The sequence below is a fragment of the Brevibacillus sp. NSP2.1 genome (assembly GCF_000470975.2).
Classification (GTDB): Bacteria; Bacillota; Bacilli; order Brevibacillales; family Brevibacillaceae; genus Brevibacillus; species Brevibacillus agri.
Window position 1 is genome coordinate 920666 of record NZ_CP048274.1, and the last position, 22335, is coordinate 943000.

Annotated in this window: 24 protein-coding genes; all 24 read left to right on the forward strand. The window is 55.8% G+C overall.

What is annotated here, in order from left to right; translation table 11 throughout:
- The first annotated feature begins 45 nt into the window (after positions 1 to 45).
- A complete protein-coding gene (gene paaK, locus M655_RS04490) occupies positions 46 to 1374 on the forward strand; it encodes a phenylacetate--CoA ligase PaaK (RefSeq protein ID WP_005830715.1) in 1329 nt (442 codons plus the stop codon).
- Positions 1375 to 1422: 48 nt separating this feature from the next.
- Entirely contained in the window at positions 1423 to 2196 is a 774-nt protein-coding gene (locus tag M655_RS04495) for an enoyl-CoA hydratase-related protein (protein WP_026558012.1), read from the forward strand.
- Positions 2197 to 2205: 9 nt separating this feature from the next.
- Complete coding sequence (locus M655_RS04500) at positions 2206 to 2982, forward strand: enoyl-CoA hydratase-related protein (protein WP_026558011.1); 777 nt, start codon at positions 2206 to 2208, stop codon at positions 2980 to 2982.
- A gap of 23 nt (positions 2983 to 3005) precedes the next feature.
- Positions 3006 to 3863 carry a 3-hydroxyacyl-CoA dehydrogenase family protein gene (locus M655_RS04505; protein ID WP_026558010.1) on the forward strand — a complete coding sequence of 286 codons (858 nt, stop codon included), beginning with the start codon at positions 3006 to 3008 and terminating at the stop codon, positions 3861 to 3863.
- Positions 3847 to 4602 (forward strand): 3-hydroxyacyl-CoA dehydrogenase family protein, encoded by a 756-nt coding sequence (locus M655_RS04510; RefSeq protein ID WP_007782935.1) that lies wholly within the window; start codon positions 3847 to 3849, stop codon positions 4600 to 4602. The genes M655_RS04505 and M655_RS04510 overlap by 17 nt, the downstream gene beginning before the upstream one ends.
- Positions 4599 to 5798, forward strand: coding sequence for a thiolase family protein (locus tag M655_RS04515; RefSeq protein WP_026558009.1), 1200 nt, complete (start codon positions 4599 to 4601; stop codon positions 5796 to 5798). The genes M655_RS04510 and M655_RS04515 overlap by 4 nt, the downstream gene beginning before the upstream one ends.
- A 36-nt stretch (positions 5799 to 5834) precedes the next feature.
- The gene (locus M655_RS04520) at positions 5835 to 7034 is read left to right on the forward strand and encodes a thiolase family protein (protein WP_005830725.1); all 1200 of its coding nucleotides are present in this window, start codon (positions 5835 to 5837) and stop codon (positions 7032 to 7034) included.
- A gap of 30 nt (positions 7035 to 7064) precedes the next feature.
- Positions 7065 to 7478: a thioesterase family protein gene (locus tag M655_RS04525; RefSeq protein ID WP_025848315.1), complete on the forward strand. Its 414-nt coding sequence runs from the start codon at positions 7065 to 7067 to the stop codon at positions 7476 to 7478.
- A 165-nt stretch (positions 7479 to 7643) separates the two neighbouring features.
- Positions 7644 to 8471 (forward strand): phenylacetic acid degradation operon negative regulatory protein PaaX, encoded by an 828-nt coding sequence (gene paaX, locus M655_RS04530; protein ID WP_005830729.1) that lies wholly within the window; start codon positions 7644 to 7646, stop codon positions 8469 to 8471.
- Positions 8472 to 8608: 137 nt separating this feature from the next.
- Positions 8609 to 9487 carry a branched-chain amino acid ABC transporter permease gene (locus M655_RS04535; RefSeq protein ID WP_005830731.1) on the forward strand — a complete coding sequence of 293 codons (879 nt, stop codon included), beginning with the start codon at positions 8609 to 8611 and terminating at the stop codon, positions 9485 to 9487.
- Complete coding sequence (locus M655_RS04540; RefSeq protein WP_005830733.1) at positions 9488 to 10516, forward strand: branched-chain amino acid ABC transporter permease; 1029 nt, start codon at positions 9488 to 9490, stop codon at positions 10514 to 10516.
- Positions 10513 to 11280 (forward strand): ABC transporter ATP-binding protein, encoded by a 768-nt coding sequence (locus M655_RS04545; protein ID WP_007782926.1) that lies wholly within the window; start codon positions 10513 to 10515, stop codon positions 11278 to 11280. Before M655_RS04540 ends, M655_RS04545 begins: the two co-directional genes overlap by 4 nt.
- An 11-nt stretch (positions 11281 to 11291) precedes the next feature.
- Positions 11292 to 12035: an ABC transporter ATP-binding protein gene (locus M655_RS04550; protein ID WP_005830736.1), complete on the forward strand. Its 744-nt coding sequence runs from the start codon at positions 11292 to 11294 to the stop codon at positions 12033 to 12035.
- A 36-nt stretch (positions 12036 to 12071) separates the two neighbouring features.
- Entirely contained in the window at positions 12072 to 13271 is a 1200-nt protein-coding gene (locus tag M655_RS04555) for an ABC transporter substrate-binding protein (protein WP_005830738.1), read from the forward strand.
- A gap of 102 nt (positions 13272 to 13373) precedes the next feature.
- Positions 13374 to 14201 carry a methyl-accepting chemotaxis protein gene (locus M655_RS04560; RefSeq protein WP_007782919.1) on the forward strand — a complete coding sequence of 276 codons (828 nt, stop codon included), beginning with the start codon at positions 13374 to 13376 and terminating at the stop codon, positions 14199 to 14201.
- A 115-nt stretch (positions 14202 to 14316) separates the two neighbouring features.
- Positions 14317 to 15285: a 1,2-phenylacetyl-CoA epoxidase subunit PaaA gene (gene paaA, locus M655_RS04565; RefSeq protein ID WP_005830742.1), complete on the forward strand. Its 969-nt coding sequence runs from the start codon at positions 14317 to 14319 to the stop codon at positions 15283 to 15285.
- Between the two features lie 10 nt (positions 15286 to 15295).
- Complete coding sequence (gene paaB, locus M655_RS04570) at positions 15296 to 15643, forward strand: 1,2-phenylacetyl-CoA epoxidase subunit PaaB (protein ID WP_005830744.1); 348 nt, start codon at positions 15296 to 15298, stop codon at positions 15641 to 15643.
- 17 nt (positions 15644 to 15660) lie between these two features.
- A complete protein-coding gene (paaC, locus tag M655_RS04575; RefSeq protein ID WP_007782916.1) occupies positions 15661 to 16494 on the forward strand; it encodes a 1,2-phenylacetyl-CoA epoxidase subunit PaaC in 834 nt (277 codons plus the stop codon).
- A 15-nt stretch (positions 16495 to 16509) separates the two neighbouring features.
- Complete coding sequence (gene paaD, locus M655_RS04580; protein WP_005830748.1) at positions 16510 to 17013, forward strand: 1,2-phenylacetyl-CoA epoxidase subunit PaaD; 504 nt, start codon at positions 16510 to 16512, stop codon at positions 17011 to 17013.
- Between the two features lie 25 nt (positions 17014 to 17038).
- Positions 17039 to 18481: an NAD-dependent succinate-semialdehyde dehydrogenase gene (locus M655_RS04585; RefSeq protein ID WP_026558008.1), complete on the forward strand. Its 1443-nt coding sequence runs from the start codon at positions 17039 to 17041 to the stop codon at positions 18479 to 18481.
- A 335-nt stretch (positions 18482 to 18816) separates the two neighbouring features.
- Positions 18817 to 19707 (forward strand): cytochrome c oxidase assembly protein, encoded by an 891-nt coding sequence (locus M655_RS04590; protein WP_007782911.1) that lies wholly within the window; start codon positions 18817 to 18819, stop codon positions 19705 to 19707.
- A 34-nt stretch (positions 19708 to 19741) separates the two neighbouring features.
- Entirely contained in the window at positions 19742 to 20200 is a 459-nt protein-coding gene (locus tag M655_RS04595) for a DUF420 domain-containing protein (RefSeq protein ID WP_005830753.1), read from the forward strand.
- A 111-nt stretch (positions 20201 to 20311) separates the two neighbouring features.
- Positions 20312 to 21247, forward strand: a complete 936-nt coding sequence (gene cyoE / locus M655_RS04600; RefSeq protein ID WP_025848327.1) for a heme o synthase — start codon at positions 20312 to 20314, stop codon at positions 21245 to 21247.
- A 136-nt stretch (positions 21248 to 21383) separates the two neighbouring features.
- Positions 21384 to 22298: a COX15/CtaA family protein gene (locus M655_RS04605; RefSeq protein ID WP_026558007.1), complete on the forward strand. Its 915-nt coding sequence runs from the start codon at positions 21384 to 21386 to the stop codon at positions 22296 to 22298.
- The last annotated feature ends 37 nt before the right edge of the window (positions 22299 to 22335 follow it).

A 22335-nucleotide genomic window follows, 5' to 3' on the forward strand; every position in this document is an offset into this window, starting at 1 on the left:
CAGCAAGCATGCAAAGACATAACGTAATGGAATGAGGGAAACGGCATGATCTTTAATACGGAAATGGAAACGCTGTCAAGAGAAAAAATGACTCAACTCCAACTGGAGCGCTTGAAGGAAACGGCCGCACGCGTCTACGAACGAGTGCCGTTTCATAAAAAAGCGTTCGACGAAGCAGGGGTAAAACCGGAAGACATCCAGTCCATCGAAGACATCCGCAAGCTGCCGTTCATGAAAAAGACAGACCTGCGGGAAAACTACCCATTCAAGCTGTTTGCGGTAGACATGAACGAAGTCGCCCGCATCCACGGCTCGTCGGGGACAAAAGGCAAACCGACCGTTGTCGGCTACACGAAAAAAGACCTGGAAAACTGGGCGGAAATCGTGGCCCGCGCGATCTGCTGTGCCGGCGGCCAGCCAGGGGACATTTTCCACAATGCGTACGGCTACGGCCTGTTCACAGGAGGGCTTGGCCTGCATAACGGCATCGAGTATCTCGGCGCAGTAGCGGTTCCTGTATCCGGCGGCAACACTTCCCGCCAGATCACGCTGATCGAGGACTTCCAGCCGCGCGGAATCGCAGCGACGCCTTCCTACGTGCTCAACATCGTCGAGGAAATGAAAAAACAAGGCATCAACCCGCGGGAAACCAGCGTCAAATACGGAATTTTCGGGGCGGAACCGTGGTCCGAGGAAATGCGCGTACAGCTTGAAGAAGCGCTCGATATTAAAGCGGTGGACATTTACGGCTTGAGCGAAGTCATGGGGCCAGGCGTATCCATCGAGTGCCACGAAGCGCAGGATGGACTGCACATCGCAGAAGACCATTTCTACGCCGAAATTATTGATCCGAATACAGGCGAAGTGCTGCCTTACGGACAGGAAGGCGAACTTGTTTTCACCTCTTTGACCAAAGAAGCGTTCCCGGTGATCCGCTATCGCACAGGAGACATCGCTTCGCTCAATCCGGAGCCCTGTAAGTGTGGCCGCACGACCATGCGCATGTCGCGGATCAAAGGGCGCGTAGACGATATGTTGATTATTCGCGGCGTCAACGTATTCCCGACAGAGATCGAGTCTGTTTTGCTGACTTTCAACCAACTGGCACCGCACTATCAAGTTGTGATCGAACGCGACGGAGCGCTTGATCGGTTTGAAGTCCACTGCGAGCTGACACAGGAGTACGCCAGCGAGATCAGCGGAAATGAAAGCGCTGCTTTGTCGCATCTTGTAAAAGAGATTGGGCACATGATTAAAAATACGTTGGGCGTATCCGTCGTGCTGCGCATTCAACCGCCGAATTCCTTGACGCGCAGCGAAGGAAAAGCAATCCGCATCGTAGACAATCGGGGCAAGGCTCAGGCTGCGATTTAGCTTGCGATTGTCGGATCGACTACCTGCGAAAAAGGGTGTGAAAAGCGCATGGCTTACGAATATATCCTAACAGCCAGCGAGGATGGAATCGGGATTATTACGTTGAATCGACCGAAGATTCTCAACGCACTGAATTTGCAATTAGTGGATGAGCTGGTTGCCGAGCTGGAGCGGATGGACCGGGACCCGGACATTCGCGCGATCATTTTGACGGGCAATGACAAGGCATTTGCAGCCGGAGCCGACATCAACGAGATGGCCGAGGCGTCCGCGATCGAGATCATGAAGCGGGACCAGTTTGCCGTCTGGGATCGGATGTCGCTCATTTCCAAGCCGATTATCGGCGCAGTCAGCGGCTTCGTGCTCGGCGGCGGCTGCGAGCTGATGATGAACTGCGATATCGTCATCGCTTCGGAAACAGCCGTGATCGGGCAGCCGGAGATCAAGCTGGGCGTCATGCCGGGAGCAGGGGGCACGCAGCGGCTGACCCGCGCGGTCGGCTTGCGCAAGGCGATGGAAATGCTGCTCACCGGCGAGCCGATCTCGGCGAAGGAGGCGCTGCGTTACGGGCTGGTCAATCGGGTCGTGCCGGTAGAGGCGTACTTTCAGGAGGCCCGCAAGCTGGCGAAGCAAATCGCCGCGCAGCCGCCGCTCGCCGTGCAGATGATCAAAAAAGCGGTGCACAAGGCAGACGATTTGCCGCTTGGGGAAGGCATGGATTACGAGCGCAACGGCTTTTATTTGTTGCTCGCCAGCGAGGATCGCAAGGAAGGCATGCAAGCTTTCCTGGAAAAGCGCAAACCCCGGTTTACGGGTAATTAGGAGGCGGCCATGTACGAAACCATTCTTTACGAAGTATCGGAAGGCGTAGCAGTCGTGACCTTGAACCGGCCGGACAAATTCAACGCTTTTACCGAGGTCATGCACAAGGAAATCGTTGCGGCGCTCAAAGAGGCGCAAAAGGATGACGCTGTGCGCTGCATTCTCCTGACGGGAGCGGGGCGGGCGTTCAATGCCGGACAGGACCTTGGCGAAGTATCGGGCGAAGACATCGACTTTGGCGGATTTTTGCGCAAGCGCTACAATCCGATGATCCTCCAGTTGCAAAAGACGGAAAAGCCGATTGTCGCGGCCGTAAACGGCGTGGCGGCAGGAGCAGGCATGAGCCTGGCGCTCGCCTGCGACATTCGCCTGGCATCGGAAAAGGCGTCTTTTGTCAACGCATTTGTCAGCATCGGGCTTGTGCCCGATTCGGGGGGCTGCTACTTCCTGCCGCGCATCGTCGGCATCGGCAAGGCGCTGGAGTTGGCGATGACTGGAGAAAAAGTATCGGCAGAGGAAGCGCTGCGCATCGGACTCGTGAACAAGGTGTATCCGGCGGAGAGCTTCATGGAAGAAGCGGTAGCCTATGCGGAAAAACTCGCTGCCCTCCCGACGCGAGGCATTGGCCTCATCAAGCGCACGATGTACAAAGGGCTTGAAATGGGACTGGAAGAGACGTTGGACTACGAGGCGTATGCACAGGAGGTCGCAGGCAGCACAGCGGACCACAAGGAAGGGGTCGCGGCCTTCATGGAAAAGCGCGCTCCCCGTTTTACCGGCCGTTAGGAGCGAAGGGAGGCACAAGTCTAGTGAATACAAAAACAGTGGGCGTCATCGGTGCGGGAACGATGGGAGCGGGCATCGCTCTCGTCTGTATCCGCAAAGGGCATCAGGTAGTGCTGTTGGACGCCAATCAGGCGGTTTTGGACAAAGCACTCGCCTATTTGCAATCCATTTTGGGCAAAGACGTGGAAAAAGGCAAAATCAGCGAGCAGGAGCGGGCAGACACACTGGACCGGGCAAAGCTTGTATCGGATATGGAGCAGTTGGCGCAGTGCGACATCGTCATCGAAGCAGTGCCGGAGCGCCTCGACCTGAAAAAAAGCATTTTCAGCGAGCTGAGCCGGATTTGCCGGGCAGATGCGCTGTTGCTCACCAATACTTCCTCCATTTCCATCACGCAAATTGCCGGAGGGCTTCCCCATCCCGAGCGCATTCTCGGGTTTCATTTTTTCAACCCGGCGCCCGTCATGCCGCTGGTGGAAGTCATTCGCGGCAAAAAATCGAGCGAGGAAAACGTGCAGGCAGCGTATCGCTTCGCAACGGAGCTGGGCAAAGTGCCCGTGCTGGTGACGGATACGCCCGGCTTCATCGTCAATCGCATCGCGCGTCCGTACTACAACGAGGCGCTGCGCATCTTGGGCGACCATGTCGCAGAGGTAGAGCAGGTCGACCGGATCATGAAGCGCGCAGGCGGGTTCAAAATGGGACCGTTTGAGCTGCAAGACATGATCGGCATCGACATCAATTTTGCCACGACCGAATCGGTCTATACCGACTTCTTCCATGAAGGACGATTTAAGCCCAGCCGGATTCAGCAGCGGATGGTGCAGGCCGGCAGCCTGGGCAGAAAGACGGGGGAAGGCTTCTATGACTATGACAAATAAGGCGGTCGTGCTCGCGGGTACAAGTCCGCTTTTTGCAGAGCTTCAACAGCTTTTTACAGAAAAAGGATACCAGGTGCTCTCTGTGGCGGAAGCGGCAGCAGAACCTGCGGCGGTTTCGCTCGCGGTAGAGGTGAGCAACCTCGACTTGCAGCAAAAGGGAGAGCTGATTCGCGCGCTGGACAGCCTGCTTGCCCCGGCAGTGCCGATCCTCACGACCTCGCTTGCGATCACGGCGACAGAAGTAGCTTCCTGGGCGCAGCATCCAAAGCGGGTGTGCGGGTTCGGGACGCTCGTGCCGCTCGCGGAGCGGGAGCTGATCGAGATCGCGCCTGCCCTGCAAACAGCGCCAGCGACGATTCAAGCGGCCGAAGTCTTTTTCCAGTCGCTCGGCAAAGAGACGGAAATCGTCGCGGACGAGGTGGGACTGGTTTTCCCGCGCATTCTCTCCCTGATTATTAACGAGGCGGCGTTCACACTGATGGAGAAGGCGGCGACGGCCAGCGATATCGACATCGCGATGAAAAAAGGCACCAACTATCCGTATGGACCGCTGGAATGGGCGGACCGCATCGGGCTGGACGAGATTTTTGCCATTGTCAGAGGCTTGCAGCGCGATCTGGCGGAGGAGCGTTACCGCCCGGCACCACTGCTCAGAAAGCTCGTGCTGGCAGGACGCGTCGGCGTGCGCAGCGGACAGGGCTTTTACACCTATGAGAGCAAAGTGGGTGTGAAGGCATGACGATGAAAAAAAGTGACGTCTACGTAACGGCTGCCGTGCGCACGCCGATTGGCAAGCTGGGAGGCAGTCTGAGGCATACGCCGATTGATGACCTGACAGCCATCGTGCTGAACGGAGCATTGGCGCAAGCGGGACAAACCGGGGATGCTGTCGATGGCGTCATCATGGGCAATGTCATTTCGGCGGGGCCGTTTATCAATATTGCTCGCGTAGGTCTGCTCAAAGCAGGGCTGCCCGAGACGATTCCAGGGCTGACGGTGAACCGGGTGTGCGCGTCCGGGCTGGAAGCGGTCAATCTCGCTGCCCAGTCCATCCAGGCAGGACACAGCCAGGTCATGCTCGCAGGCGGAGTAGAAAATTTGACCCGTTCCCCGTACATCATGGAAAAATTCGAGCAGCCGTACCAGCGCGGCGCCCAGACGCTGATCGAATCGTTTGGCGGGCCGCGCTCTGCGCCTGTGTCGCTTTACGGCGATTTGACCATGGGCGATACCGCGGAAAACGTGGCGGAGCAGTTTGGCATCAGCCGCGAGGATCAGGATTTGTTTGCCGCCGAGAGCCAGCGCCGCGCGATCGCCGCGATTGACGCAGGCTTGTTCAAGGACGAGATCATTCCCGTCCTGTTGCGCGGGAAAAAAGGGGAAGAAACGCTGTTTGACACAGATGAGTTTCCGCGCCGCGACTCCACGGTCGAGTCGCTTGCGAAGCTGCGCCCTGCCTTTCGCAAAAACGGCAGCGTGACGGCCGGCAACTCCTCAGGGATTAACGATGGCGCGGCGGCTCTTTTGCTCATGAACGAAGAAATGGTGAAGCGTACAGGAGTCGCTCCGCTTGGGCGAATCGTGCATTTTGCCTGCGCCGGAGTCGATCCGCGCATCATGGGCATAGGACCAGTCGCAGCCATCCGCAAGCTGCTTGCCGAAGTCAGCATGACGGTAGAGGACATCGACCTGTTCGAGCTGAACGAAGCGTTTGCCTCCCAGTCGCTCGCCTGCATGCGCGAGCTGGGGCTTGATCCGGAGAAGACAAATGTAAACGGCGGAGCGATCGCCTTGGGCCATCCGCTCGGCATGAGCGGCGCCCGGCTGGCAGGCACGATCCTGTACGAGCTGCGCCGCCGCCAGAAAAAATACGGAATCGTCTCGCTGTGCATCGGCGGCGGCCAAGGGCTGGCGACGCTGGTAGAAGCGCTGTAGCAGAAGAGAAGTCCTACTGCATTGGAGGAGTGGAAGATGAAAACAGCGGTCATTATCGATGCTGTGCGGACGCCAATCGGACGGATTGGCGGCGCCTTGAAAGAAGTGCGCCCGGATGATCTGGGGGCATTGGTCATTCAAAAGCTGCTGGAACGAAATGACATTGATCCGAAGACGATTGATGACGTCATTATGGGCTGCGCCAACCAGGCAGGCGAAGACAACCGCAACGTGGCGCGGATGTCTTTGCTGCTGGCCGGAGTGCCTGTCGAAGTGCCGGGCGTGACGGTCAACCGCTTGTGCGGCTCCGGCCTGGAAGCTGTCAATCAGAGCGCGAATGCGATCAAGGCAGGCGCAGGTCAGGTGTACATCGCAGGCGGGCTGGAGAGCATGACGCGCGCTCCGCTGGTGATGATGAAGCCGGGGACTGCTTTTCAGCGCGGAAATCAGCAACTGGTCGACACGACGCTCGGCTGGCGGCTGGTCAACGATAAAATGAACGAGCTGTACCCGCCGATCAGCCTTGGAGAGACGGCGGAGAAGGTCGCGGAGCAGTACGGCATCAGCCGCGAAGCGCAGGACGAGTTCGCGCTGCGCAGCCAGCAAAACTACGCCCGCGCCCTCGCAGAAGGAAAATGGGCGCAGGAGATCGTTCCGGTTGAGCTGAAAGGGCGCAAAGGCGATGTGACCTTGTTTGACCGCGACGAGCACGCGCGTCCGGAGACGACGATCGAGCAACTGCAAAAGCTGAAACCTGCTTTTCAGGCGAACGGCACGGTCACAGCGGGCAATTCCAGCGGCTTGAATGACGGGGCGAGCGCCCTGCTCGTCATGGAGCAGGAGGCGGCTTTGACGGCCGGGCTGAAGCCTCGTGCGCGCATCGTCGCGTCCGCAGTGGCAGGGGTCGATCCGTCCGTCATGGGCATTGGGCCGGTTCCGGCAACGCGCAAGGCGTTGAAGCAGGCGGGCCTGTCGATTGAGCAAATCGAACTGTTCGAATTCAACGAAGCGTTTGCCGCACAAGCAGTAGCCTGCGTGCGCGAGTTGGGGGTCAACCCGGAGCTGGTCAACGTCAACGGCGGAGCGATTGCGCTGGGCCATCCGCTCGGGGCAAGCGGCGCGCGCATCCTCACGACCTTGCTGTATGAGATGGAGCGCCGTGAAGCCCGCTATGGCCTGGCTGCGATGTGCATCGGTGTGGGCCAGGGGATTGCGACCATCATTGAGCGCGTATAGGCGCTTGCGGGAGACTGGAGGCGAAGGCGTGTGAAGGAAGGACTGCAACCGGGGACGACGGCCGAGTTTACGGTGACCGTCACCGAAGACATGCTGCCTAAGTTTGAAGGCGAGGTCGTGCATCCGGTCATGTCGACCGTCAGCATGATCTACTACATGGAATGGGCAGGACGCCAGGTGATTTTGCCTTATTTGGAAGAGGATGAGGAAGGCTCCGGCTTCGCTGTGGACATCCGCCATGTCGGCCCCGCAGTAGTCGGCCAGACAGTGACCTTCAAGGCGGTTTGCCAGGAAGTGACGAAAAAACGGGTGGTGTGCGAGGTGACAGCGGACACCGCCCGCAATCGCGTCGGGGTCGGAACGTTTACCCAGGCGATCTTCAACAAGCACGAAATCAGGCAGCGTTTTGAGGCATTGCAAGCCGAAATCAGCGCTGAAAAATAAATCATCCAGAATAAATTGACTCTTTTAAAATGTTTTAATATAATTGCGTTAAAATAACGTAATATCATTTTGTCGTCATACTCTCAATCGATTCACGCACTCACTAGAGAATATGGTACAATTTCACAGCGAATAGGTATGAATCGATCTGGGGGTTGAAGAAACGTGAAGCCACAATCCATGCTTTTTACGATTTACGGGGAATACGTCCGTCATTACGGGAGCGAAATCTGGATCGGCAGCCTGACGCGGCTCATGGGAGAGTTCGGCCTGTCCGAGCCTGCTGTTCGCGCAGCGATCTCCCGGATGCTCCGCCAGGGCTGGCTGGAGTCGAGAAAAGTAGGCAACAAGAGCTATTATTCGGTATCCGAGCGTGGGAAAAAACGGCTGGAGGAAGCGGCGGCCCGCATTTATAAAGTCGAGACAGACGTGTGGGATGGCAAGTGGTGCATTGCCAGCTACAACATACCGGAGGAGCGCCGCGCTCTGCGCGACCAACTGCGCAAGGAACTGGGCTGGATGGGCTTCGGGATGCTGACGACGAGCACGTGGATCAGCCCGAACGACCTCGCCGACCGGGTAAAAGAACTGACCGAGTCGCACGAGATCACGGAGCACGTCGAAATTTTCAGCGCAGGGCACCTGGGCTGGAGCGATCCCAAGCAGTTGGTGCAGAAGTGCTGGAACATCGACGAGATCAACGCGAAGTACAAAGAATTTATTGATACGTATCGCGAGCAGTTCGAGCAGCTATCCGCGAAGATCAGCAGCGGCGAGGAAGTAGCCGACAGCCATTGCTTCGTGGAAAAGACCAAGCTCGTCCATGAATATCGCAAATTTTTGTTTATCGACCCGGACTTGCCGCAGGAACTGCTGCCGGATCTGTGGCTGGGCAAAGAAGCGGATCAATTGTTCCAAAACTATTATCAACTTTTGAATCCAGGGGCAGTTCGATTCTTCGAGACGGTGTATGAAGCTGCACCCGTACATTAGGCGGTTGCTACGAAGAAAGCGCCCTAGTCAATATGCTAGGGCATTTCTTCTGCAATAATATTTCCAATAAATAAAATGTAAGCGTTTTATGTGGTAGTTTTGTTCGGACGCGATACAAAAGGGGGTACAGCACGAATATGACGGAACTGTTGCAGTATGTCGCAAACGGCCTCGTCAGCGGCGGTATTTATGCGATCGTCGCGGTAGGGTTCATCACGATTTACAACGTGAGCAAAGTCATTAATCTCGCACAGGGAGAATTTTTGATGCTGGGCGGAATGGTGACGGTTGCCTTGATCGGGATGAATCTGCCGTACGGATTAGCAGCGCTGCTCGCCATCATAGCAGTGACGGCAATCGGCATCATCATGCAGAAGTATGTCATCGCTTATGTGAAAAAGGCTAGTCCTATTAGTTTGATAATTTTGACAATAGGCATTTCCACTTTGATTCGAGGCATCGCCAGCTTTATATGGGGCAAGGATGCATTTGCGCTGGAGCCGATCACGAGCAACGAGCCGATCTCGTTCGGGGGCGTGACGATTGCTACGCAAAGCGTGTGGATTTTGGCCGCTGTCCTTATTATTCTGTTTCTTCTCTGGTACTTGATGGATAAGACGATTTTGGGGAAAAAGATCAACGCCTGTTCGGTCAATCCGATGGCTGCCCGCCTGATGGGGATTTCACCCACGAAGATGAGCATGCTCGCCTTCGCAATCAGCGGAGCCACCGGAGCGATTGCCGGAATCGTGATTGCCCCGCTTAGCGTGACCTCCTACGACATCGGGGTGCTGCTCGGAATCAAAGGATTCTCCGCAGCCATTCTGGGCGGTCTGGGCAATCCGCTCGGTGCAGCGGTTGCCGCCTTTTTGCTCGGCATCGTCGAGTCGCTCGGAGCAGGTTACGTCAGCTCCGGGATGAAGGACGCGATCGCGTTTCTCGTTCTGATCGGCATGCTGCTGGTGAAGCCATCCGGCCTCTTTGGAGAACGCAGCGTAGGAAAAGGAGGGCTGTAGATGAAGCGGTTGTTGACGAAATGGGGAAAAGGCTTCGGCATTTATCTCGCCTTGATGGTGGTGTTCCCGTTCGTGATGCCGGATGAGTATTACCGCTCCGTCGGGATTATTATCGGGCTGCATGCCATCGTGACGATCGGGCTTTGTCTGGTGATGGGGCTTGCCGGACAGATTTCGCTCGGACAAGCAGCCTTTTGGGGAATCGGTGCATACACGTCCGCCGTTTTGACCACGAAGTACGGCCTGTCGCCGCTCGTCGGCCTCGTCGCCTCCGCAATCATTCCCGGCCTGTTCGCCTTTATTCTCGGCAGGGCGATCGCCGGGCTGCAAGGCTACTACCTCGCCATGGCGACCTTGGCCTTTGGCTACATCGTCCAGATCGGCATTACCGAGTGGGAGCCGGTCACTGGCGGGGCGAGCGGGATGATTAGCATTCCGCAGGTGCCGCTGTTCGGCGGCAGCGAGCTGTCCATGTACTACCTGATCTGGGCGATCGTTACCTGTGTGCTGTTATTCTCGCTCAACCTTATGCATTCGCGGGTCGGCAGAGCTTTTCGCGCGATTCACAAAAGCGAGATTGCCGCAACCTCGATGGGCGTTGACGTGCGCAAGTTCAAGCTGAACGCCTTCGTGGTCAGCGGGATGTTCGCCGGAATTTCCGGCGGCTTGTACGCCCACTACATGGGGATTCTCGATCCGCAGCCGTTCGGACTGCACGAATCGATCAAATTTCTCACCATGGTCGTCATCGGGGGGATGACGAGTATATGGGGGGCGCTGATCGGCACCGTACTGATCGGCTTTATCAGCGAAGGATTGATTCTGCTCAGCGAAGTCATTCCAGGCTTGCAGGGCGACGTCGATACGATCGTCTTCGGCGGCATCCTCGTCTTGATCGTCATGTTCATGCCAGAGGGACTTGTGCCGCGGATTCGTTCCGCCTATGAAAAAGCGCAAGCGAAAAAGGCAAAAGAACTGGCCGCGAAGACGCAGTCTGGCGAGCGGGTAGAAAGGAAGGCGGCAACATGACAACTCTGTTGGAAGTGCAGGAGCTGTCCCGCGATTTTGGCGGGGTACGAGCTGTCAACCAGGTGAACTTTCAAGTGCGGGAAGGCGAGATTTTGGCGCTGATCGGCCCGAACGGCGCGGGGAAAAGCACCGTGCTGAACATGGTGTCGGGCGTCATTCCTCCCTCCGAAGGCGAGATTCGCTTCCAGAGCAAGCCGATGACGCGAGTCCCCGGCTACGAATACGCCGGATTGGGGATCACCCGCACGTTTCAAAACCTCCAGACGTTTGACGATATGACCGTACTCGAAAACGTCATGGTCGGGATGCATACGAAGACGCGCTCCAGCCTGTTTGCCTGCGGCATGAACCTCGGCAGCGCGAAAAGAGAAGAGAAAATGATGGAACAAAAGGCGCACGCCTGGCTCGGGCGTGTCGGACTGGCGCCGGAATCCCAGCAGCTTGCGGGAAGCTTGCCGTACGGAAAGCTGAGGCTGATGGAGATTGCCCGGGCGATGGTCGCCGGACCGAAGCTGCTCTTGCTCGACGAGCCGGCGGCAGGCCTGAACCATACCGAGACGGCGGAGATGAGCCGGATGTTTTGCGAGATTCGCGACAGCGGCACGGCGATTTTGCTGGTAGAGCATGACATGGACATGATTATGACGATCGCAGACCGCATCGTCGTTCTCGATCAGGGCACGAAAATTGCGGAAGGAACCCCGCGCGAAATCCAGGAGAACCCGCGCGTCATCGCGGCCTATTTGGGAACGGAAGAAGAGTAGGGGGAAAACAGATGGAGAAAGCGATTTTGAAAGTGGACAACATCACGGCTCGCTACGGTCCCGTAGAAGTGTTGCACGGCATTACGATGCAAGTCAACGAAGGGGAGATCGTCTCGCTGCTCGGCGCAAACGGCGCAGGCAAAACGACGTTGTTGAACTGCATCTGCGGGCTGCACAGCGCGAAGGAAGGGAAAATCTGGTTCCGCGATACAGACATTACGGGGATTCCGGCCGAGCTTGTGGTGCCGCGCGGGATGGCGCACGTGCCGGAGCGCAGGCAAATTTTTTCCACGCTGACCGTAGAGGACAACTTGTGGCTCGGCGCTTCTCATCGCATGCCGAAGACGAGCAAAAAAGAAATCGCCAAAGAAATGCAGACAGTTTACGAGCGCTTTCCGATCCTGGCGGAGCGGAAGTGGCAACTAGGGGGAACGCTTTCAGGGGGGCAGCAGCAAATGCTTGCGATTGGCCGGGCGCTTTTATCCAGACCGCAGCTTTTGCTGCTGGACGAGCCGTCGCTTGGCCTCGCTCCGCTGATTGCCAAGGAAATTTTGACGATCGTGCAGGAGATTCGCTCCCAGTGGGGCACGACGGTGTTGCTGGTCGAGCAAAACGCTCGCGCCGCGCTGGCCATCTCCGACAGAGCCTACGTCCTGAGTACGGGAGAGGTCATGCTCGAAGGTAGCGCTGAAGAGATCAGTAACGATCCGCGAGTGCAATCTGCTTATTTGGGTCACTCCCATCAGGCAGTTTGACATTATAGAAGATAGATAATCGAAGGGGGTTTTACGATGAAAAAACGAACGTTTGGCAAGTGGCTGTACCCGGTTGCGATTGCTTCTCTCGTCATGCTCAGCGCCTGTGGCGGCGGCGGGCAGCAAGCACAACAATCCGGCGGCGGGCAGACTGCAGCGACAGAGAGCAAAGAACCGATCAAGGTAGGGGCGATTTTCTCCCTGACTGGTCCGAACAGCCCGCTCGGCGTACCGGAAAAGCAGGCAGTTGAGCTGTTGGTCAAGGAAATCAACGGAGCAGGCGGTGTGGATGGCCGTCCGGTAGAGGTTGTGTTCGAAGACGACAAGTCTGATAACACCGAAGCGGTCAAAGCGATCAAGAAGCTCGTTTCCAAAGAAAAAGTAGTCGCTGTGCTCGGCTCGTCCGGCAGCGGCCCTTCGCTGGGGATGGCGGAGTTTGCCGCAGCCGAGAAGCTGCCGCTGATCTCGATGGCAGCCGCGGACCAGATTACCAACCCTGTGCGCGCAGGCATTTTCAAAACACCGCATACCGATGTGCACGGCACGAAGCGCATTTTTAAATATTTGAAAGAAAAAGGCATTACGAAAATCGCAACGCTCAACGACAGCAATCCGTACGGTAGCGGCTGGACGACCCAACTGCAAAAGTACGCGCCGGAGTACGGCATTACGATTGTGGCAGAAGAGAAGTACGGGACGAAGGACCCGTCCATGAGCTCCCAGTTGACCAAAATCAAAGGCACGGATGCACAGGCGCTGATCGTGGCAGGTACCAACCCTGGCCCGGCGACGATTGTGAAGGAAGCGAAGCAGTTGAACCTCGGCATTCCGATCATCAGCAGCCACGGGTCGGCGAACAGCAAGTTTCTTGAGCTGGTTGGCGACGCGGGCGAAGGCGTCCTGATGGTAGCGGGCAAGCTGCTCGTGCCCGATCAGGTCGATGCGAACGACCCGCAAGCGGCTATCATCAAAAAATTCACAGAAGGCTACCAGGCGGCGTACAACACGCAGCCGGACGGCTTTGCCGGATACGGCTATGACGGCTTGAACCTGCTCGTGGAAGGCTTGAAGCAGGCAGGCGGCGATGCTTCCAAGCTGGGTGAAGTCCTGGAAAAAGTGAAGTACGTAGGCGTTACCGGGGAATTTACGTTCTCGGCAGAAGATCACAACGGCCTGACGGAAGATAGCATGATTATGGTCGAAGTGAAGGATGGCAAATTCCAGATTGTAAAGTAGCAAAATCGATGAGGCAGTAGGAGACGATGGCTGTTCTTTCCGCAGACTTGACGATGGCGGGGAGAATAGCCGTTTTCGTCCCCGCGCCAGGAGGGAAGAAACATGTCGCAGCTTTTAAACAGCTTGCTTACGGTCGCGCCCATTTTGCAAAAAGCGTTTTTGTTCGATTGCATGGTCGGGGTCACCGACCGAGAAAAATTTCTCGCCTACTATCCGGCCCAAGGGCTGAATCTCGGGATCAAAACAGGGGACCCGCTGCGTCCGGGCAGCATCAATGCGACGGCGATTGCAGAAAACAAGCGGGTCGTGAAGAAGATCTCCAAGGAAATTTACGGCATTCCGTACATAGCAGTCGGCTATCCCATCGTCGAAAAGGGACAAGTGGTGGGCTGCCTGGCAACTGGCGTAACGACTGACCAGGAAGACCGTTTGCGCAACCTGGCGGAAAATTTGACGAGCGCGCTGGAAAACATCGCCCTGCATACCGAGAGCCTGGCGAAAGACGCGGAAAATCTGGCGCAGGCCAGCCACACGCTGAGCGACGCAGCGAGCCAGATGGAAGTGAAGATCGCGGAGACGACGCAAATCAACGAGCTGATTCGCAACATTTCCACCCGTTCGAACGTGCTTGGCTTGAATGCTGTGCTGGAAGCAGCGCGTGCCGGAGCGGCCGGGCGGGGCTTTTCCGTCGTCGCAGAGGAGATTCGCCAGCTCTCGCAAACGACTTCGACGTCGGCGAAGGATATTTTTCGCATTTTGGCTGAGATGAACGAACTCGTCGCCACAGTGTCCGGGGAGATGGAAAAGACGCTGAACCACAGCCTGCAGCAGTCTACGCGCATACAGGAGCTGGATGCGGTCATGCAGGAGCTGCGGCATATGGCAGAGCAGTTGAAGAAGGCGGCTGCCCTGTCCGGACGGCTGGAATGAGCTGGTTCACGACGGAAGCGTATTGCAAAAACGTATGACGTTATGTTATTATAACGTTATAAAAACGTATTATAAAATTATCATAATGGACAACGGGTAAAAGGAGGTTTTCTCCATGCAAACACAGATGGAACGTTCTGATTTGACGGAAAACGAAAAAATGGAAGCGTTTTTAGCGAGAATCGATCGTGGAGAAAAGATCGAAGCGGATGACTGGATGCCTGACGATTATCGGAACCAGTTGATTAAGCTGATTTCGATGCACGGCATTAGCGAGATCATGGGCGCTTTGCCGGAAAAGGAATGGGTTCCCAAGGCACCGACACTGCGCCGCAAGCTGGCGATCATGGCGAAGGTACAGGATGAGATGGGACACGGACAGCTTTTGTTGCGCGTAGCGGAAGATTTGCTGGCGCCGCTCGGCAAGACGCGCGAAGACTTGATGCAAGATTTGTTCGCGAAAAGACTGAAATTTCACAATGTGTTCCACATGGAAGCGCCGACCTGGGCAGATGCCGGGGTGATCGGCTGGCTGGTTGACGGAGCCGCGATCATCACTCAGTCCATGTCGCTCGATACATCGTATGCGCCGTATGCGCGGGCTTTGCACCGCATCTGTGCGGAGGAAAAATTCCATGCGCAGCATGGCGAGAGCATCGTGCTGGAGCTGGCAGAAGGCACGGAGGAACAGCGCCAGATGCTGCAAGAGGCGATTACCCGCTGGTGGCCGTCGCTGTTGATGTTCTTCGGACCGCCTGAGAACGGCACGATCACGAGCAACCAATCGACCAACATGCGCTACAAGATTCGCACGCAGACCAACGAAGAGCTGCGTCAGGTCTTTTTGAAAAAGTATTTGCCGCGCATTTTCCACCTGGGCTTCACGGTTCCGGACGATACGATCCACTTCGACGAAGAAAAAGATGAGTGGGTGTATCAGCAGCCTGACTGGGAAGCGTTCAAGCAGATCGTCAAAGGCAACGGCCCTCGCTCTGCTCATCGTCTGAACCTTCGGGAAACATCGTATGAAGAAACAAAATGGGTGCGCGATGCGATTATGTCGTACGGCCGCCACGTAGGGTAGGTGAATGAATATGAACAACGAAACAGAAGCCAAAAACAACTTTTTCATATACGAGGTATTCAGCCAAAAAAGCGTAAACTCTTCGTTTGTCCATCAGTTCAGCCTTCTGGCTCCGAACAAGGAAGTGGCTTTGGCGATGGCGCGCGAGAACTTCTTGCGCCGCGAGACTTGTTTTAATCTCTGGGTCGTCAAGCGCGACGATATTTACGGCTTGTCGCCGGAGGAGCGCCCGTTTTTGGAGCGGATCGACAACAAGAGCTACCGGGAGACGAGAGGCTACGGGGACTTGCAGGCGAGATGGCGCCATCACCGGGAGAAGTACGAAGAAAAACAGAAGCATGCGGAAAGCGGCAGCTAAGCAGGAGGGAAACAATCATGGGCGACTTTTCACGAGTAGAGACAGTAGAAGCGGCAAAGCAGAATCCAGAATACGCGCAAGCCTTGACTGATCTGTTGTTCCAACTGGCTGACGACGATTTTATTCTCGCGTACCGGGGCTCGGAATGGCTCGGGCTTGCCCCGCATATCGAAGAGGACGTCGCATTTTCTTCCATGTCGCAGGACATGATGGGCCATGCCGTGATGTTTTATGAAATGCTGGAGCAGCTTGGCGTGGGCAAGGCAGACGATCTCGCGCAGCTTCGCGAAGCGGATGCGTTCCGCAACGCGATTCTGGTCGAACGCAAAAACGGGGAAGGCGACTACAACAGCGATCCACACTACGACTGGGCGTATGCGATTGTCCGCAGCTACGTGTACGGCTTGCACAAGCAAGTGCGCCTCGAGGCGTTGCTGCAATCGTCCTATGTGCCGCTCACGCTGGTCAGCCGCAAAATGCTGACCGAGCATCGCTACCATCTGATGCACTGGCAAGTGTGGCTGAAGCAGCTTGCGAACAGCACGCCGGAAGCGCGGCAACGGCTGGAAGCGGCGATTGCAAAAGTATGGCAGGATGTTGGAGAGCTTAGCCAGCTCGGTCCGAACGCGGACAGCATCGTCCGCTGTGGCCTGATTGCCGCTGAGAGCGAGCTGAAGCAGAAGTGGCTGACGCTTACGCAAGATATTTTCGAAAAAGCGGGACTTGTCTGGCCGGGAGAGCCGGGAGTGCCGGCGGAGCGCGGCCGTCATGGACAGCATACGGCTGAGCTGGCGCAAGCTTTGGCTACCTTGTCGGAAGTGTATCGCATCGATCCGGCCGCGAGCTGGTAAAAAGGGGTGATCTGCATGGCGCAGGAAGGAATGCACGTACACGATGGGCTGGAAGCGACATGCTGGGAACTGCTGCAGCAAGTGACTGATCCGGAGATTCCGGTCATAAGCATGGTAGAGATGGGGATGATCCACCAGGTGCGGGTAGAGGACGATGTCGCGCATGTCGACGTGCTCCCTACCTTCGTCGGCTGTCCCGCGCTTGAGATCATGAAAAAGAACATCGCAGAAAAACTGGTGGAGGCGGAAGGCATCAGCAAAGTAGAAGTTCAGTTTGTCTACGACCCTGCCTGGACGTCCGATCGCATCGCGCCAGAGGCGAGAGGCAAGCTGAAAAGCTTTGGCATCGCACCGCCGCCAATCGATTTCAAACCGGGAGATGTCTGGGAGGTAACCTGTCCTTACTGCGACTCCCCATATACACAGATTGACAACCTGTTTGGCCCTGCCGCATGCCGCAGCATTTTGTACTGCCGGCATTGCAAAAATCCGTTCGAGGCCCTAAAGCCAATCTATTGAAGAGAGATTGAGAGGAGCGATAGTCATGGGAGAGTACAAGCAAATGTATATCAATGGGGAATGGGTTTCCGCCGAGGGCGGCGAATCGATTCAGATCGTCAATCCGGCTACTGGCGAAGTCGTGGGAAGCGCCGCTTTTGGGGATGATCGCGATGCCAAAAAAGCGATTGATGCCGCACATGAGGCGTTTGGAAGCTGGTCTCGCCTGACTGCTCGCGAGCGCTCCAAATATTTGTACACCTTGTCCGAACTGGTCAAAAAAAGCCGCGATGAGCTGGCTGGCATCATCTCAGCCGAAATGGGCAAGCCGCTCGGCGAGGCAAAAGGCGAAGTGCTGGGCGCGGCCGACAACTTCGTCTGGTACGCGGAAGAAGCGAAGCGCGTCTACGGCGAGACGATTCCTTCGTCCGTGCCGAACAAGCGGATCATGGTGCTCCGCCAGCCTGTAGGCGTGGTCGGGGCGATCACCCCATGGAACTTCCCGGTGAACATGGTCGCTCGCAAAATCGCTCCTGCTCTGGCGGCAGGCTGCACAGTGGTGTTGAAGCCTGCGGAGTCTACTCCTCTGTCTGCGATTCGCCTGTTTGAGCTGATCGAGCAGGCTGGCTTCCCGAAAGGCGTCGTCAACCTCGTCATCGGCAAGCCGGAATCGATCGGCCAGGAGTTTATCGAAAATCCGAAACTGAGCAAAATCGGCTTTACAGGCTCTACTCGCGTCGGCAAGCTGCTGATGGAGGGCGCAGCGAAGCAGGTGAAGCGCGTCAGCATGGAGCTGGGCGGACATGCGCCGTTCATCGTGTTCCCGGACGCGGATCTGGACGCGGCGGTCAAAGGGCTGTTTGAGAGCAAGTTCCGCAACTCCGGGCAAATGTGCATTTGTACAAACCGCCTGTACGTCCACGAAGATGTGGCAGACGCGTTTACCGAAAAGCTGGTCGAGCGCCTGAAACGGGCAAAAGTAGGGGACGGACGCCTGAAGGAGACAGAAATCGGTCCGCTGGTGAACGAGCGCGCGCTGAACAAAGTGCTGGAGCACATTGAGGACGCCAAGGAAAAAGGCGGTCAGGTCGTGTACGGCGGCAGCCGACTGACCGAAGGCGAATACGCGAACGGCTTCTATTGCGAGCCGACGGTCATCACGGGTGTGACAGAAGCGATGAAGATCGTCAGCGAAGAAACGTTTGGCCCTGTCGTTCCGCTCGTTCGCTTCACAGACGAAGCAGACGTGGTGCGACAAGCAAACGACACGCGCTACGGCCTTGCTGCCTACGTGTACACGCGCGACAACCAGCGCTGCTTCCGCATGGCCGAGCAGTTGGAGTACGGCATTGTCGGCATCAATGACGGCTCGCCGACCCAGACGCAAGCTCCGTTCGGCGGATTCAAGGAAAGCGGTATCGGACGCGAAGGCGGACGCTACGGCATGGATGAGTATTTGGAGACGAAATTCGTTTCCTTCGGAGTGTAAGCCAAGCGAGTTTTTTTACGGGACCAGAGGAATCTGGTCTCTTTTTTTACAGATAAGAATTTATAAGATTCTTATCCGGCATAAGTGTATTTGTCAACACTTTGTTCATTTTTCTTATCAAAGAAGAAGAGAATCAGCGGTATAATGGAGATTGTATAGAGGGCACCCTTATTAGGTAGATTAGAATTTAAAAAATTCCAATCGACATAGCGCGCAGCTCGGCCAGATTGTAAAACGAAGCGGGCAGCAAGACTTGCGCCCGGTTGGGAGCACTGGCCCCGCAACGACTGACGTGGCGAAGCCCCAGGCTTTACTATTAGGAAGGGAGGATTTGAATGGGTCAGCATCAACACGAGCTGTCAGCGATGAACGCGACGGCATCCTTTTCAGATTTGTGGAGTCCCGATGTGATGCTTTTCACTCTGCTTATCGCTACGGTATATTTCCTGGTGACAGGTCCCATGCATAAACGTTTTGAAAATGCCACGATGGCAACCACGAGGCAAAAGCTGCTGTTTGTTTTTGCCCTGTTGCTGTTTTACGCAGCACAAGGGAGCCCGATCAGCTATTACGGCCATCATTACTTGTTCAGCTTGCACATGCTGCAGCAATCGATCTTATACTTTGCCCTGCCTCCCATCGTGCTTTTGGCGATGCCTGAGTGGCTTCTGGAAAAAATCTTTCAGCCACGGCCGCTCAACGCGATGCTGCGAGCTTTTACACATCCGTTAGTGGCTGCGCTTTTGTTCAATACGCTGTTTTCGTTTTACCACATCCCGTTTATTTTTGACGCGGCGGCGCTTCATCATCAATGGATGACGGTCTATCACGTTATTTTGATCCTGGCTGCCTTTGCGATGTGGTGGCCGATTGTCAGCCCGTTGTCCGACAGCAAGAGACAACTGGCCGGATTGAAAAAGCTGGCGTACATCTTCGTCAACGGCGTGCTGATTACGCCCGCCTGTGCGCTGATTATTTTCGCGTCCGATCCGCTGTATGCGACGTACATCTCGGCTCCGCAACTGTTCCCGAGCCTCAGCACTTTCAGCGACCAGCGGCTTGGCGGAATCATCATGAAGCTGGTGCAGGAGCTTGTGTACGGCTCTGTACTCGCCTATGTCTTCTACCACTGGTATAAGCAGGAGAAGCAGGACGACCTGCCCATGGATGAACAGCCAGGCGCCCTGCTGATGAAAACGCCGGCTACGGATGAAGGCAGGGTATAGAATTATAGATAGATTATTCGAATGAGGTGTAGAAATGTCCATCTTGCTGCCTACGATAAGCACATCGTTTATCGTCATCAGCGGTATTCTTGTCGCTTGTGGCTGGTATGCGGTCGCGAAGAAACAAATTGACAAACACATGAAGATCATGAAATGGGCTGCCATCTGTGCAACGATCTTCTTTATCACGTATGTATCCAGAACGGCTTTTGTCGGAAACACGCATTTCGGTGGGCCTGACAGCTTGAAGCCAATCTACCAGACGTTCCTGATCTTTCATATCGTACTGGCTACGGTAGGGGGAGTAATGGGGCTGGTGACGCTCAGACACGCCTACAAAAACAACATTGCCGCCCACAGAAAAATCGGGCCGTGGACGTCGATTGTCTGGTTTGTCACCGCCATTACCGGAGCTACGGTGTACACCTTGCTCTACATCATTTATCCGGGCGGCGAGACAGCCGGCGTTCTGGATGTTATTTTTGGCAAGTAGGGCGTGCGCTTTTCAAGTTGACTAGCTTCTTTGGCATTCGATACAATGAAAGTTAGTTTTTCCAATTGGATATTCGCATGTTCAGATAGATTCAGACAGGAGGTACAAAACGTGGACCAGCAAGTGACAATGCAGGAATCGCTTGATACTGAGACGCCCCTGCACGCACAACCGGGAGAGCCGGCAACTTTTCGGGACTACGTAGAACTGACAAAGCCTGGAATTACGATGTCCAACCTGATGACCACTTTCGCTGCTTTATGGCTGGCATCTTACGGTTTTCCAGACTGGAAATTGGCGATTTTCACCATGCTCGGTACAGCTTTGGTGATTATGTCGGGTGCGACGTTAAACAACTACTATGACCGCGATCTGGACAAAAAAATGAAGCGGACCAAAGGGCGCGCGCTCGCAGCAGGGCGGATTTCTCCGCGCACCGCGATTCTGCTAGGAATCGGCTTGCTGCTCGCAGGTTTGGCCGTGCTGGCGGTATTCGCGAATCCGCTGGCTGCTGTCTGGGGACTGATCGGCCATATTTTCTACGTGCTGATTTACACACCGCTCAAGCGTGTGACTACCTTGAATACCGTCATTGGCGGGATTTCCGGTGCGGCTCCGCCAGTCATCGGCTGGGTAGCCGTCACAAACAGCATGGACCCGGCAGCGTGGCTGCTGTTCCTGATTTTGTTCCTGTGGCAGCCGCCGCACTTCCTCGCGCTGGCGATGCTGAAAACAGAAGAATACCGCGCAGGCAATCTGCCGATGCTGCCAGTCGTCAAAGGCTTCGCCGAAACAAAGCGGCAAATGGTGCTGTGGGGCTCTGTCCTGTTCCCGGCTTCGCTCCTGCTCTTCATCCACGGCAGCGTAGGCTACGTCTACCTGGCTGTGATGGGCTTGATGGGCATCGTGTACATGGTGCTGCTGTTCCAAGGCTTCAAGGCCAAGGATGATCTCGCCTGGGCACGCAAGCTGTTCGGCTATTCGATCCTGTATTTGACGATCTTTTGTGCCGTCATTGTCATCAGCACAATGGTGTACCATTATTGACACGAAACACTCACGAAATGTTCACGGAACATCCCTTGCTTAGCAGGGGATGTTTCATTAATGTAAGAGAGGGCAACAGTTAAGAGGCTGCTTCACCGTGAGTCTCAAACATCACAGGAAACAGGGTGTATTCACTATGGAAAAATGGCTGAAACCTCTAGCCGTTCTTGCTACTCTCGTCATGTTTATCGTCATGATCGCCGGGTCGCTTGTGACCAAAACGGATTCCGGTCTGGGCTGTGGAAACGACTGGCCGCTCTGTAATGGCAAGTGGGTCCCGGAATATACATTGGCATCAATTATTGAATACATGCACCGATTGATTACAGGTGTGGCTGGCATCGTTGTGGTTGTTTTTTCCGTGCTGTGCTGGCGCCACTATCGGGGCAACCAGGAAGTGCGCAATCTCGCCCTGTTCGGTCTGTTTTTTATCGTTCTGGAGTCCATTCTCGGCGCTTCTGCGGTCATTTGGCCGCAATCGTCATCCGTGCTGGCTCTGCACTTCGGGTTTTCCCTGCTGGCTTTTACCGGCGTGTTCCTCTTGACCGGGTTCGTGCTGCAGCGGGACAAGATGGAGAGCATGGTGCAAGATACGGCATCGACGGGTTTTCGCAACTGGATGTGGGCCGTGGCGGCCTATACGTACGGTGTGGTCTATCTCGGAGCGTACGTCCGGCATACCGGATCGAGCATGGCTTGTAGCGATTGGCCGCTGTGCCAGGGGCAACTGATTCCACAGCTCTCCGGCCAGACAGGCATTCATTTTGCCCACCGGCTGGGCGCGTTGCTTCTCGTGTTTTTGCTGCTCGGAACGATGATTTATGCCATGCGCCACTTCAAGGAAAAGCGCCGCGATCTGTACGGCGCAAGCATTCTCGCCTTCGTGCTGGTCATCCTCCAGGTGTTCAGCGGCGGATTCGTGGTTCTGTTCCAGCTTCACCTCTATGCTACGCTGCTCCACTCGATGATTATTACGATTCTTTTCGGGGTCATCAGCTACATGTGCTTGCAGTCGCACAAGTCGCCGCAAGCAGGCAAGCTGAGAAGATAGAGACAGTGATTCGCGCTTGAAAAAAGCCGCACTCCCG

Excerpts from the sequence above, each read along its gene's own strand:
- M655_RS04545 (WP_007782926.1), top strand. The coding sequence starts at position 10,513 with ATGACAACTCTGTTGGAAGTGCAGGAGCTGTCCCGCGATTTTGGCGGG.
- M655_RS04535 (WP_005830731.1), top strand. The coding sequence starts at position 8,609 with ATGACGGAACTGTTGCAGTATGTCGCAAACGGCCTCGTCAGCGGCGGT.
- M655_RS04495 (WP_026558012.1), top strand. The coding sequence starts at position 1,423 with ATGGCTTACGAATATATCCTAACAGCCAGCGAGGATGGAATCGGGATT.
- M655_RS04595 (WP_005830753.1), top strand. The coding sequence starts at position 19,742 with ATGTCCATCTTGCTGCCTACGATAAGCACATCGTTTATCGTCATCAGC.
- M655_RS04605 (WP_026558007.1), top strand. The coding sequence starts at position 21,384 with ATGGAAAAATGGCTGAAACCTCTAGCCGTTCTTGCTACTCTCGTCATG.
- paaA (WP_005830742.1), top strand. The coding sequence starts at position 14,317 with ATGCAAACACAGATGGAACGTTCTGATTTGACGGAAAACGAAAAAATG.
- paaC (WP_007782916.1), top strand. The coding sequence starts at position 15,661 with ATGGGCGACTTTTCACGAGTAGAGACAGTAGAAGCGGCAAAGCAGAAT.
- M655_RS04560 (WP_007782919.1), top strand. The coding sequence starts at position 13,374 with ATGTCGCAGCTTTTAAACAGCTTGCTTACGGTCGCGCCCATTTTGCAA.
- paaD (WP_005830748.1), top strand. The coding sequence starts at position 16,510 with ATGGCGCAGGAAGGAATGCACGTACACGATGGGCTGGAAGCGACATGC.
- M655_RS04590 (WP_007782911.1), top strand. The coding sequence starts at position 18,817 with ATGGGTCAGCATCAACACGAGCTGTCAGCGATGAACGCGACGGCATCC.
- M655_RS04555 (WP_005830738.1), top strand. The coding sequence starts at position 12,072 with ATGAAAAAACGAACGTTTGGCAAGTGGCTGTACCCGGTTGCGATTGCT.
- M655_RS04540 (WP_005830733.1), top strand. The coding sequence starts at position 9,488 with ATGAAGCGGTTGTTGACGAAATGGGGAAAAGGCTTCGGCATTTATCTC.
- M655_RS04500 (WP_026558011.1), top strand. The coding sequence starts at position 2,206 with ATGTACGAAACCATTCTTTACGAAGTATCGGAAGGCGTAGCAGTCGTG.
- M655_RS04515 (WP_026558009.1), top strand. The coding sequence starts at position 4,599 with ATGACGATGAAAAAAAGTGACGTCTACGTAACGGCTGCCGTGCGCACG.
- M655_RS04585 (WP_026558008.1), top strand. The coding sequence starts at position 17,039 with ATGGGAGAGTACAAGCAAATGTATATCAATGGGGAATGGGTTTCCGCC.
- M655_RS04520 (WP_005830725.1), top strand. The coding sequence starts at position 5,835 with ATGAAAACAGCGGTCATTATCGATGCTGTGCGGACGCCAATCGGACGG.
- paaK (WP_005830715.1), top strand. The coding sequence starts at position 46 with ATGATCTTTAATACGGAAATGGAAACGCTGTCAAGAGAAAAAATGACT.
- M655_RS04510 (WP_007782935.1), top strand. The coding sequence starts at position 3,847 with ATGACTATGACAAATAAGGCGGTCGTGCTCGCGGGTACAAGTCCGCTT.
- M655_RS04550 (WP_005830736.1), top strand. The coding sequence starts at position 11,292 with ATGGAGAAAGCGATTTTGAAAGTGGACAACATCACGGCTCGCTACGGT.
- paaB (WP_005830744.1), top strand. The coding sequence starts at position 15,296 with ATGAACAACGAAACAGAAGCCAAAAACAACTTTTTCATATACGAGGTA.